11 protein-coding genes are annotated in these 11884 nt (G+C 49.1%); 6 read left to right on the forward strand and 5 right to left on the reverse strand.

The genetic code is table 11. The features are described 5' to 3' along the window. Positions 1-69: 69 nt before the first annotated feature. From C3V43_RS06120 to dnaG, 6 genes are all read left to right on the forward strand, one after another. Positions 70-1029: a tetratricopeptide repeat protein gene (locus C3V43_RS06120; protein ID WP_106069047.1), complete on the forward strand. Its 960-nt coding sequence runs from the start codon at positions 70-72 to the stop codon at positions 1027-1029. Between the two features lie 368 nt (positions 1030-1397). Beyond that, the gene (locus tag C3V43_RS06125; protein ID WP_106070485.1) at positions 1398-2246 is read left to right on the forward strand and encodes a prephenate dehydratase; all 849 of its coding nucleotides are present in this window, start codon (positions 1398-1400) and stop codon (positions 2244-2246) included. Further along, a complete protein-coding gene (locus tag C3V43_RS06130; protein ID WP_106069048.1) occupies positions 2221-3405 on the forward strand; it encodes a pyridoxal phosphate-dependent aminotransferase in 1185 nt (394 codons plus the stop codon). Before C3V43_RS06125 ends, C3V43_RS06130 begins: the two co-directional genes overlap by 26 nt. 17 nt (positions 3406-3422) lie before the next feature. Next, positions 3423-4490, forward strand: coding sequence for a bifunctional 3-deoxy-7-phosphoheptulonate synthase/chorismate mutase type II (locus C3V43_RS06135; RefSeq protein WP_106069049.1), 1068 nt, complete (start codon positions 3423-3425; stop codon positions 4488-4490). A 55-nt stretch (positions 4491-4545) separates the two neighbouring features. Beyond that, the gene (locus C3V43_RS06140; RefSeq protein ID WP_106069050.1) at positions 4546-5319 is read left to right on the forward strand and encodes a prephenate dehydrogenase/arogenate dehydrogenase family protein; all 774 of its coding nucleotides are present in this window, start codon (positions 4546-4548) and stop codon (positions 5317-5319) included. Between the two features lie 485 nt (positions 5320-5804). Further along, positions 5805-7922, forward strand: a complete 2118-nt coding sequence (gene dnaG, locus C3V43_RS06145) for a DNA primase (RefSeq protein ID WP_106069051.1) — start codon at positions 5805-5807, stop codon at positions 7920-7922. Positions 7923-7985: 63 nt separating this feature from the next. Here dnaG and folE read toward each other — a convergent pair whose 3' ends face one another. From folE to C3V43_RS06170, 5 genes are all read right to left on the reverse strand, one after another. Then, positions 7986-8573, reverse strand: a complete 588-nt coding sequence (gene folE / locus C3V43_RS06150; RefSeq protein WP_106069052.1) for a GTP cyclohydrolase I FolE — start codon at positions 8571-8573, stop codon at positions 7986-7988. A gap of 10 nt (positions 8574-8583) precedes the next feature. After that, positions 8584-9045: an SPOR domain-containing protein gene (locus C3V43_RS06155; protein ID WP_106069053.1), complete on the reverse strand. Its 462-nt coding sequence runs from the start codon at positions 9043-9045 to the stop codon at positions 8584-8586. A gap of 145 nt (positions 9046-9190) precedes the next feature. Further along, the gene (tpiA, locus tag C3V43_RS14900) at positions 9191-9946 is read right to left on the reverse strand and encodes a triose-phosphate isomerase (protein ID WP_106069054.1); all 756 of its coding nucleotides are present in this window, start codon (positions 9944-9946) and stop codon (positions 9191-9193) included. A 45-nt stretch (positions 9947-9991) separates the two neighbouring features. After that, positions 9992-11326, reverse strand: coding sequence for a BT_3928 family protein (locus C3V43_RS14905; protein ID WP_106069055.1), 1335 nt, complete (start codon positions 11324-11326; stop codon positions 9992-9994). Continuing rightward, a complete protein-coding gene (locus tag C3V43_RS06170; protein ID WP_106069056.1) occupies positions 11316-11858 on the reverse strand; it encodes a DUF1599 domain-containing protein in 543 nt (180 codons plus the stop codon). Before C3V43_RS06170 ends, C3V43_RS14905 begins: the two co-directional genes overlap by 11 nt. Positions 11859-11884 lie beyond the last annotated feature (26 nt).

The following is an 11884-nucleotide window of genomic DNA, read 5'->3' on the forward strand; positions in this document are numbered from 1 at the left end:
TTTTGCCGCAAAAAGGAGGTATCCCTCCTTCTCACTCTATTATATTTTATCCTTTTAAGACTTTAAAATATGGGATTCTTTACATCTTTCTTCTCAGGCAAAACAGAAAGCCCGGCAGATGAGAAACAGAAAAGCGACCGGAAGAATTTTGAAATATTCAAGTACGACGGTATGCGTGCACAGCGCATGGGCCGCGCAGACTATGCCGTGAAATGTTTCACGGAAGCCCTTGCCATTTATGAAGACTTCGAGACAATGGGCTATCTGGCACAAGTCTATATTCAGACCGGAGAAGCGGACAATGCGCGCAAATTGCTGGAGCAGATGACCCGGATAGAACCGGAACATACAGCTACCTACATCAGCCTTGCCAACGTGTGCTACATGCTGGAAGATTATACAGCCATGGCCGAAGCGGCAACAAAAGCCATCGAGATAGAAGAAGGCAATGCCATGGCCCATTACCTGCTTGGCAAGGCCGACGACAGCCGGGGAGACGGGATAATGTGCGTTGCCCACCTCACAAAAGCCATCGTGTTGAAAGAGGATTTCACGGAAGCCCGCTTGCTGCGTGCCGAAGCATTGACCAGGATGAAACAATACAAGGAGGCGATGGAGGATATCGACGCCATTCTGGCACAAGACCCCGAAGAAGAAGCTGCGCTGTTGCTGCGCGGAAAAATCAGAGAAGCCACCGAAGACGAAGATGCGGCGGAAGCCGATTATCGCCTCGTGACAGAGCTGAACCCCTTCAACGAACAAGCATTCTTGTATCTGGGCCAGCTTTACATCAACCGCAAGAGGCTGACAGAAGCCATTGAACTCTTCACCGAAGCCATTGAGCTGAATCCGGATTTCTCGACAGCCTATCACGAACGCGGACGTGCCAAGCTGTTGAACGGAGATAAGGAAGGCGCTACGGAAGATATGAAGAAAGGTTTGGAGCTTAATCCCAAAGAGGTAAAGAACATCACCGGGCAATATAACGGGCAGCCGGGCGGACAACAGACGGACATATTGGGATTATAGAAAAGAGGATGAGAGAGATGCCGGAAAGCAAATCTGCAAGGTTTGCAAAAACATGCCGCCTTCTAAAAAAGATACCGGTCTGAAATAAAAAACATCCTTTTTTATTTGTATGTAAAAGAAAAGCATTACTTTTGCCGCATAATTCAGAAAAAACAGAGAATAATAAGTATGAAATCATTTGCTTACGCATATTACTTCTTTTTTTACTTTTACTTTGGTCGGAAAGTAGAGCGGGAGTTTGTATGTGTCAAGTGACAGTGATGCTTAAGAACTGAACAGAGAGAACAAGTAAAAATACTGAATCCCGCTCCATCCGTATGGAAGCGGGATTTTTTTATAGCAATAAAGAACCCGAAGAAATAAAAAGAATGAAAAAGGTTGCCATTCAAGGAACAGCAGGCTCTTTTCACGACATAGCCGCCCACAAATACTTCGAAGGAGAAGAAATAGAGCTGATTTGTTGCGCAAGCTTCGAAGAGGTGTTTGCCGCCGTCAAGAAAGACAGCAAAGTGATAGGCATGCTGGCCATAGAGAATACCATCGCAGGAAGTCTGCTGTACAACAACGAACTGCTGCGACAAAGCGGAGCGCAAATCGTGGGAGAGCATAAACTGCGCATCTCGCACAGTTTCGTATGCCTGCCCGAAGAAGACTGGAGAGACATCACGGAAGTCAACTCCCACCCCATTGCCCTGATGCAGTGCCGCGAATTTCTGAGCAAACATCCCGAAATCAAAGTGGTGGAGGCCGAAGACACCGCGCTGAGCGCTGAAATCATCAGGAAAAAGAACCTGAAAGGGCATGCCGCCATCTGTTCCAAAACGGCAGCCGAGCGTTATGGAATGAAAATCCTGCAAGAGGGAATAGAGACAAACAAGCACAACTTCACCCGCTTTCTGGTGGTGGCCGACCCTTGGCAGGCAGACGAGCTGAACCGCCACCGCAAGAAGGAAGTCGACAAAGCGAGCATGGTATTCACGTTGCCGCATACGGAAGGAAGCCTCTCGCAGGTATTGTCCATCCTCTCTTTCTACAACATCAACCTGACCAAGATACAGTCTCTGCCCATCATCGGGCGCGAATGGGAATATCAATTCTATGTGGATATCGTTTTCGACAATGTACTCAGATACAAACAGTCCATTACGGCTATCACCCCCCTGACGAAAGAACTCAAAATATTAGGAGAATATGAAGATGGAAAATCAAGCATCTAAAATAAAGCCGGCCCACCGTCTGGCAAGCGTAAGCGAATACTACTTCTCGAAGAAGCTGAAAGAAGTGGCACAGATGAATGCCGAAGGAAAGGATGTCATCAGTCTGGGCATAGGAAGTCCCGACATGCCGCCTGCCGAAAGAACCGTGCAAGCCCTTTGCGAAGCGGCCAAGAATCCGGACGGACACGGCTACATGCCTTATACGGGCATTCCCGAACTGCGCCGGGCATTTGCCGGCTGGTATAAGAAATGGTATGGCGTGGAACTGAATCCCGATACGGAGATACAACCGCTCATCGGTTCAAAAGAAGGTATCCTGCATGTCACGCTGGCCTTTGTCAATCCGGGCGAACAGGTATTGATTCCCAATCCCGGCTACCCCACTTACACGTCGCTCAGCAAGATACTTGGCGCCGAGGTGGTGAACTACGACTTGAAAGAAGAAAACGGCTGGATGCCCGACTTCGATGAGCTGGAAAAGATGGACACAAGCCGTGTAAAACTGATGTGGACCAACTACCCCAACATGCCGACGGGAGCTAACGCCACCCCTGAACTTTATGAAAAACTGGTAGACTTTGCCCGCCGAAAGGACATCGTCATCGTAAACGACAATCCGTACAGCTTCATCCTGAACGAACACCCCATCAGCATACTCAGCGTGCCGGGAGCCAAGGGCTGCTGCATCGAGCTCAACTCCATGAGCAAAAGCCACAACATGCCGGGATGGCGCATCGGCATGTTGGCCTCGAACGCCGACTTCGTTCAATGGATACTGAAGGTGAAGAGCAACATAGACAGCGGCATGTTCCGCGCCATGCAACTGGCTGCGGCCACCGCGCTGGAAGCAGAAAAAGAGTGGTATGACGGCAACAACGCCAACTATCGCAACCGCCGCCGGCTGGCAGGAAAAATCATGCATGCCTTGGGATGCACCTACAACCCCGACCAGACGGGAATGTTTCTCTGGGGAAAGATTCCGGAGAGTTGCACGGATGTGGAAGAACTGACGGAGCGCGTGCTTCACAAAGCCCGGGTATTCATCACACCCGGTTTTATCTTCGGAAGCAACGGGAAAAGGTTTATCCGCATTTCGCTTTGCTGCAAAGACGATAAACTGGCCGAAGCATTGGAAAGAATCAGGAAAATAAACGAATAATATTTATAAAGAAAGATATGGAACTTGAATTAGAACCCATCACACTGTCCGGCGTAGAAAACAAACGGCCGCTGGTAATAGCCGGCCCGTGCAGTGCCGAAACCGAAGAGCAAGTAATGACCACCGCCAAGCAGTTGGCCGACAAAGGTATCAAGATATTCCGTGCCGGAATATGGAAGCCGCGCACCAAACCGGGCGGATTCGAAGGCATCGGTGTGGAAGGTCTGCCTTGGCTGAAAGAGGTAAAGAAAGAGACAGGCATGTACGTATCCACCGAGGTGGCCACCGCCAAGCATGTGTACGAGTGCCTGAAAGCAGGCATAGACATCCTTTGGGTGGGTGCGCGCACCACTGCCAACCCCTTTGCCGTGCAGGAAATAGCAGACGCATTGAAAGGCGTAGACATCCCCGTACTGGTGAAAAATCCCGTAAACCCCGACCTTGAGTTATGGATCGGAGCTTTGGAGCGAATCGGCAATGCCGGTCTGAAGCGGCTGGGCGCCATTCACCGCGGCTTCAGCAGCTACGATAAGAAGATATACCGCAACCTGCCGCAATGGCACATCCCCATCGAGTTGCGCCGCCGCATCCCCAACCTGCCCATCATCTGCGACCCCAGCCATATCGGCGGGAAACGCGAGCTGATAGCTCCCCTTTGCCAGCAAGCCATGGACTTGGGGTTCAACGGTCTGATTGTGGAAACCCACTGCAACCCCGACTGCGCATGGAGCGATGCCGCCCAGCAGGTGACACCGGACGTGCTGGACTATATCCTGAACCTGCTCGTCATCCGCAAGGAGACGCAAAGCACGGAGAACCTCAACGAGCTGCGCAAGCAGATCGACGAATGCGACAACAACCTCATACAGGAGCTGGCCAAGCGCATGCGCATCGCCCGCGAAATAGGTACTTACAAGAAAGAGCACGACATGACCATCCTGCAGACCGGACGTTACAACGAGATTCTTGAAAAGCGCGGTTCGCAAGGTGCGCTCTGCGGCATGGACTCCGAATTCATAAAGAAAGTATTCGAGGCCATACACGAAGAGAGCGTGAGACAGCAAATGGAAATCATCAACAAATAAAGGCCGGTTGCCGCCGCAAGGCGGCCAACCGCATCCACCCCCTATAGAAGAAGTTATGCGAATACTTATACTTGGAGCCGGAAAAATGGGCTCTTTCTTCACAGACATCCTGAGCTTTCAGCACGAGACGGCCGTGTTCGACGTCAACCCGCATCAGCTGCGCTTCGTCTACAACACCTACCGCTTCACCACGCCGGAGGAAATAAAAGATTTCGAGCCGGAGCTGGTCATCAATGCCGTCACGGTGAAGTACACGCTCGACGCCTTCCGCCAAGTGCTGCCCGTGCTGCCCAAAGACTGCATCATCAGCGACATTGCCTCGGTGAAGACCGGACTGAAGAAATTCTACGAAGAGAGCGGTTTCCGCTACGTGTCTACCCACCCCATGTTCGGCCCCACCTTTGCCAGCCTCAACAACCTGAATACCGAAAATGCCATCATCATCAGCGAAGGCGACCACTTGGGCAAAATCTTCTTCAAAGACCTGTATCAGACCATGAAGCTGAACATCTTCGAATATACCTTCGACGGGCACGACGAAACCGTGGCATACTCCCTGTCCATCCCGTTCGTCTCCACCTTCGTGTTTGCGGCGGTGATGAAGCATCAGGAAGCGCCGGGAACCACCTTCAAAAAGCACATGGCCATTGCCAAAGGCCTGCTGAACGAAGACGACTACCTGTTGCAGGAGATTCTTTTCAACCCCCGCACCCCCTCGCAGGTGGAGAACATCCGTCTGGAGCTGAAGAATCTGCTCACCATCATCAGCAACAAAGATGCCGAAGGCATGAAGAAGTATCTGACAAAAATCAGGGCGAACATCAAGTAAGCGGCGGAAAGCTGCCGCATCAGCCGTTGCTGAAACGCGCGAAAGAAAGCCGAAAGGACCCGAGTCCCGGCACAAGGCTTGAGGGGTGGGCGTCGTACGTACAAGAAAATCCTGTCGCCTGCAAGTAAAGTCCGGCGCGCCCTTATCTAAAATAGGAAGAGAACGGGGAGAAAACTCCATCGCAGGGCTTGCGTTGTACATCGCAAGCGCTAAGATGTACATCGCAGGGCGCAAGATGTACAACGCAAGCCCTGCGATGGAGAACACTTCCGTTAGAAGCGGATGTTTTCGTGCAGGAGCCGTCAACTTTCGGAAGGCATCCCGCAAACTTCTTCTCCGACTGTCGAACCCGCATTCAGACAAGCCCCCCAGGCAGGCCCTTATTCAAGAAATTCAAAAGCAGACAGGCTCTGAAATCCTGCCCGTACTCCGGCCCTTGCATTTTTTTCTTTGCAAGGGTCGATTTTATATGTACCTTTGCAGGCATGATAGACCAAGCCACCATAGACCGGATTTTGGATGCGGCTCAGATTGTAGATGTCGTATCGGACTTCGTCACCCTGCGCAAACGCGGTGTGAACTATGTAGGGCTCTGTCCCTTCCACAACGAGAAGACGCCCTCTTTCAGCGTGTCTCCTTCCAAAGGACTGTGCAAATGCTTCAGTTGCGGCAAGGGCGGAAACGCCGTTCACTTCATCATGGAGCACGAACAGATGTCCTACCCTGAAGCGTTGAGGTATCTTGCCAGGAAATACGGCATCGAGATCAAGGAACGGGAACTCACCAACGAAGAGAAGCAGGCGCAGAGCGAGCGCGAAAGCCTGTTCATCGTCAACAACTTTGCCCGCGACTATTTTCAGAACATCCTGAAAAACCATGCGGACGGACGGAGCATCGGCATGGCCTATTTCCGCAGCCGCGGCTTCCGCGACGACATCATCGAAAAATTCCAATTAGGCTACTCCACCGAAAGCCACGATGCCCTTGCGCAAGAGGCACTGAAGAAAGGATATAAGAAAGACTTCCTCGTCAAGACCGGCCTTTGCTACGAAACGGACGACCACCGTCTGCGCGACCGCTTCTGGGGACGGGTCATTTTTCCCGTACACACACTCTCGGGCAAAGTGGTGGCCTTCGGCGGGCGTGTGCTGGCCGGTGCCACGAAAGGCGTAAAAGTGAAGTACGTCAACTCTCCCGAATCGGAAATCTATCACAAAAGCAATGAGCTTTATGGCATCTACTTCGCCAAGCAAGCCATCGTGAAGCAAGACCGCTGTTTTCTGGTCGAGGGCTATACGGACGTCATCTCCATGCACCAGTCGGGAGTAGAGAACGTGGTGGCCTCTTCGGGAACCGCGCTTACTCCCGGACAAATCCGCATGATTCATCGCTTCACCAACAACATGACCATCCTTTACGATGGCGACGAAGCGGGCATACATGCCTCCCTGCGAGGCATAGACATGCTGCTCGAAGAAGGCATGAACATCAAAGTCTGCCTGCTGCCCGACGGCGATGACCCCGACTCGTTTGCCCGCAAGCACAATGCGACGGAGTTTCAGGCTTTCATACAAGAAAACGAAACGGACTTCATCCGCTTCAAGACCAATCTGTTGCTGGGAAGCGCAGGGACAGACCCCATCAAGCGTGCCGAACTCATAGGAAGCCTTGTGCAAAGCATCTCCATCATCCCCGAGGCCATTGTGCGCGATGTCTACATCAAGGAATGCGCCCAACTGCTGCATGTGGAGGACAAACTCCTGGTTTCTGAAGTTGCCAAACGGCGCGAAAAGCAGGCCGAACAACAAGCGGAGCGTGCCGAACGCGAACGGCGGGCAGCCAATGCCGCAAGAGGAAATGCAGAGGCAGGCAGCAACGGCAATAATGCCGATATGCCTCCTTCCGAACCGACTTCGCAGCAGGGAAGTGATTATCCTCCCGAAAACGTTCCGCCTTCCGATTTTCCCGGTGTGGCTCCACCTCCTTTTTCGCAGCAGGAAGAAGCGTACGTATCTTTCATTCCGCAGGAAGGAAAAGAAGGACAGGAGTTTTATAAGTACGAACGGTTGATTCTCCAAATGGTGGTGCGCTACGGAGAGAGAGTGATGTGCAATGTCAGCAATGAAGAGGGACAGGAAGTCCCCATCACCGTAATCGAATACATCGTCGACGACCTGAAAGAAGACGACCTTGCCTTTCACAATCCGCTTCATCGGCAACTGCTGGCCGAAGCGGCCGCCCACATCCACAGCGAAGGATTCATTGCCGAACGGTACTTCATGTCGCATCCCGACCCCACTATCAGCAAACTGAGCGTGGAGCTTATCAGCAATCGCTATCATCTAAGCAAATACCACTCGAAAAGCCAGAAGATTGTAACGGACGAAGAACGCCTCTACGAATTGGTCCCTTTGCTGATGGTAAACTTCAAATATGCCATCGTCAGCGAGGAACTGAAGCACATCATGCGTGCCCTGCAAGACCCTGCCGTCATCAAGGACGAAGCACGTTGCGACAGCACCATGAAGCGCTACAACGAATTGCGCGAAGTGAAAAGCCTCATGGCCAAACGATTGGGAGACAGAGTCGTGATAAGTTTCTGATTCCAAGAAATTCAAGCAGAATAGACAAGTAAAAGAGATAAGACCGAGAATAAAAGAGTCCTTTTACGAGTTATTCCGAATTAAATTCATAAACTCTTCACGGGTTTTGGCCTGATTGAAGGCTCCGGTAAAATCGGAAGTGGTGGTAATGGAATTCTGCTTCTCAACACCACGCATCTGCATACACATATGCTTGGCCTCTACTACTACCATTACGCCCAGTGGATTAAGAGTATCCTGAATGCATTCCTTGATTTGCAGCGTCATGCGTTCCTGCACCTGCAAGCGATGAGAAAAGATGTCTACCACACGGGCTATCTTGCTCAGCCCCGTAATGTAGCCGTTAGGAATATATGCCACATGCGCCCTGCCATAAAATGGAAGCATGTGATGCTCGCAAAGCGAGAAGAAATCAATGTCTTTCACAATAACCATCTGACTGTACTCTTCCTGAAACTTGGCCGAACGGAGTACTTCATGCGGATCCATATAATACCCTTTCGTCAACGACAGCATGGCTTTTGCCACACGTTCGGGTGTTTTCTGCAAACCTTCACGCTCGGCATCTTCGCCCAACAAAGTGAGGATGCGATGATAATGTTCCTTCAGCTCGTCCAATGAAGGAGATACGATTTCTTCTTTTCCTAACATGATTCTTTTTTTATAGAAGAATGTTTATCTGCTCTCTTACAATCGATACTTCTTTAAACACACCGGTAGCACGCAACCGACGCATCATGGCATCTGCCTCTTCAATGCTGCGATAGTCTCCTGCACGGCACAACCAACGGGGAGGATTGAAAGAAGTATATACCGTAAGGTCCGGGAAATATTCTTTGATGCGGGCAGCTACCGCATAAGCCTCGTTCTTGGCCTGACGGGTATTGTTACCGGCATAAACCTGTATGCGATAGCCCGAACTCTTAATCGTTCTCGGTTCATCCGTACCGACAGCGGGAACAGCCTCCATACCTATCAAAGCCGCAATACGGGCATCTTGATGAATGGTCACCTTGCCTTGTCCCGGCACATTGCGCTCCAAGCTTTTCACAATATTATTCTGCGCAATAGAAAAGGTTGCAAAAACAAAACATACAATCAAAAGCAAACCAGACTTCTTCATAACAGTTGATTAAATGATAATTATAAATAACGCAGCCAATGGCCTATCGTTGGCTCGAATTGGGCGGATTTCACGGATTGAATAAAAAACTCAGATAACCCGTGAAATCCGCACCAGAACATTATATCATAATGCAAAAGTTTTTTTACTTGAAAGCATCGATAATGCCCTTGAAGTCAGCAACACTCAAGGCAGCACCGCCAATCAAACCGCCGTCTACATCCGGATTGGCAAACAACTCCTTCGCATTAGAAGGCTTGCAACTGCCGCCATAAAGAATAGAACAATTTTCCGCTATTTCCTTGCCGTACTTCGCAGTCACTGCCGAACGGATGAAAGCATGGATTTCCTGAGCCTGAGCCGGAGTGGCAGTCTTACCGGTACCGATAGCCCAAACCGGTTCGTATGCCAAAACAATCTTAGAAAAATCTTCGGCAGGCAGAGAGAAAACGGAAGTCAATTGCGAAGCCACAACCTCATTCTGTTTGTCGGCTTCGCGCTCTTCCAACACCTCGCCGATACAGAATATCGGAGTCAAGCCGTTGGCCAAAGCCAGTTTTACCTTTTCTTCGAGAATGGCAACAGTTTCGCCATAGTATGCACGACGTTCCGAGTGTCCCAAAATCACATACTTTGCTCCGGTAGAAGCAACCATAGAGGCAGAAACCTCACCCGTATATGCACCCGATGCCTTGTCTGCACAGTTTTCTGCACCTACACTGATTTTGGCGGCGTCTACCAAAGGAGTAACAGACGCCAAATGAATAAATGGAGTACAAATGATTACATCACAATTGGGCTTTTCATTAGCCAATGCTTCATCCAGTTCTTTTGCAAGAGCAACACCCTCTTGAAGGGTTTTGTTCATTTTCCAGTTTCCTGCAACAATGTTTTTTCTCATCTTGTTTATTTATTAAAAGGGTTAATATATTTCTTGTTTGAATTACTATTTATGATTTAAAGAGTTGCCGGATGAATCGGCATTTATATTACCTTTTCTCATTCTTTTTCTTTCCCGTCGCTTCACAACCAAGATATCAAGACCGATCACCATCAGCAAAGGGATGATGAACCACAACAACACATAGCCTATGGTGCGTACATCGCTTTCCTGTTTCTGTTCCCCTAAAGGGAGGTTCTCCAAACGGTCGGTCAGAACATATTCATCCGGCAGATAATCGTCGGCCCATTTGTTCAATACCGTTCCATCTTTTATCAGCAACAACCCCGGATTGGAACGGATAATGGTTTTCAATGTAATGTCGTCCATCTGACAGAACGGGTATTCCGCTCCGGTTTTATCACGCCACACATCTATCTCATCCGCCGGCGAAGAAGTCAGGGCATAGAAGCCGTAACCATGCTCCACACTGTAATCATATATCTCGTTGATAAGGTCGATATTGCTATCGTCAGCTTCTTCTATGCGATGTGCAATCAGCAAAAACGTATATCCTTTATCGGACAAGACACTGTCTGTTATATCTTCCCATGTATCCAGACTTGTCATCGAAAAGTCATGAATGGAAGGCTCATATCCTTTCTCTTTCAGTATGGTGCGCGCCTTTATAAAAGTCCATGTACTATCAGGATAATCCTCCAATGTAAACTCCCGACGTTCGCCATTCTTTTCTAAAACGAACCGACTCTCAAAGACGCTTGGTTTGGCTCCTTCCGGAATCTCCATGCCTGTCCTGATATTCTTTCCGATCTTATAAGGACGAAAATCCAGTATCGGCAAGTTCTGCAAACAATAAAAAGATAAGAAAAACACAAACAGAAACGTATACATGGAAATCATCCACTCTATCTTGGGAGTGATAAAACGTACCTGCAGCTCCTGCCATTTGAATACTGAGATTGCCGCCATCAATAGCACTGCATTCTTACCGAAAGTCTGCCAATTGGTCAAAACCCAAGCATCACCGAAACATCCGCAATCAGAAACCGGATTAGTCAAGGCCAGATAGAATGTCAAGGGAGTAGCTACAAGCATGAACAGCAATACCAAGGCGGCTGCCATCTTACGCCGTATGCCCAAAAGTAAGAAAACACCGATGCCGAATTCCATAGCAGGCAATACTATTCCCATCAGCAAGGAGAACCCGGGCGAAATCCAAGAAGTCATGCCGAAAGCAGCCAGATAGTCCTCAATCTTATAGTAGAAACCTAATGGGTCGACCGCTTTTACAAAACCGGAAAATACAAACAAGGCTCCAAGCAGCAAACGGCAGAAGTTAACCCATATCTTCTCGACAATATGTGTCTTGTCAATCTCCAAATTCAATCTTAATTAAGCCGAAGACGGAATAGTTAATCATATCCATATAGTTGGCGTCAATCCCTTCTGAAACCAAAGTTTGCCCGGAAAGGCTCTCAATTTGCTTGGTTCGTCCAATCTTCATTAAAATCAAATCGGTGTACGAGCTAATACGCATACTACGCCACGCTTCATCATAATCATGATTTTTGGCAAGCATCAAATCCAATGACCTTCCGGCATATTTATCATACAATACCAAAGCCTCTTCATTCGTTATGTCAGCCTTTTCGGCATAGCCCAATTCCAATTGTATCAAGCCGATTATTCCATAATTGACGATAGCAATGAACTCTGCACGGATATCTTCGTCAATCAGAGTGACCCCTTTTGTTTCAATGCTTCTAATGCGATTGGCTTTAATGAATATCTGATCTGTCACAGAAGAAGGACGGAGAATACGCCACGCCGGACCATAATCATGAAGTTTCTTAGAGAACAAATCACGACACACCGCTATGACATGTTCAAATTGTTGCTTGGTTTCTTTCATTTTCTAATCTTCGCATTTTGTGGCAA

Source organism: Prevotella heparinolytica (assembly GCF_002998535.1).
Classification (GTDB): Bacteria; Bacteroidota; Bacteroidia; order Bacteroidales; family Bacteroidaceae; genus Bacteroides; species Bacteroides heparinolyticus.

Bases quoted from the DNA above. Each gene is read 5' to 3' on its own strand.
- C3V43_RS06120 (WP_106069047.1), top strand. From the start codon at position 70: ATGGGATTCTTTACATCTTTCTTCTCAGGCAAAACAGAAAGCCCGGCA.
- C3V43_RS06125 (WP_106070485.1), top strand. From the start codon at position 1,398: ATGAAAAAGGTTGCCATTCAAGGAACAGCAGGCTCTTTTCACGACATA.
- C3V43_RS06130 (WP_106069048.1), top strand. From the start codon at position 2,221: ATGAAGATGGAAAATCAAGCATCTAAAATAAAGCCGGCCCACCGTCTG.
- C3V43_RS06135 (WP_106069049.1), top strand. From the start codon at position 3,423: ATGGAACTTGAATTAGAACCCATCACACTGTCCGGCGTAGAAAACAAA.
- C3V43_RS06140 (WP_106069050.1), top strand. From the start codon at position 4,546: ATGCGAATACTTATACTTGGAGCCGGAAAAATGGGCTCTTTCTTCACA.
- dnaG (WP_106069051.1), top strand. From the start codon at position 5,805: ATGATAGACCAAGCCACCATAGACCGGATTTTGGATGCGGCTCAGATT.
- folE (WP_106069052.1), bottom strand. From the start codon at position 8,573: ATGTTAGGAAAAGAAGAAATCGTATCTCCTTCATTGGACGAGCTGAAG.
- C3V43_RS06155 (WP_106069053.1), bottom strand. From the start codon at position 9,045: ATGAAGAAGTCTGGTTTGCTTTTGATTGTATGTTTTGTTTTTGCAACC.
- tpiA (WP_106069054.1), bottom strand. From the start codon at position 9,946: ATGAGAAAAAACATTGTTGCAGGAAACTGGAAAATGAACAAAACCCTT.
- C3V43_RS06170 (WP_106069056.1), bottom strand. From the start codon at position 11,858: ATGAAAGAAACCAAGCAACAATTTGAACATGTCATAGCGGTGTGTCGT.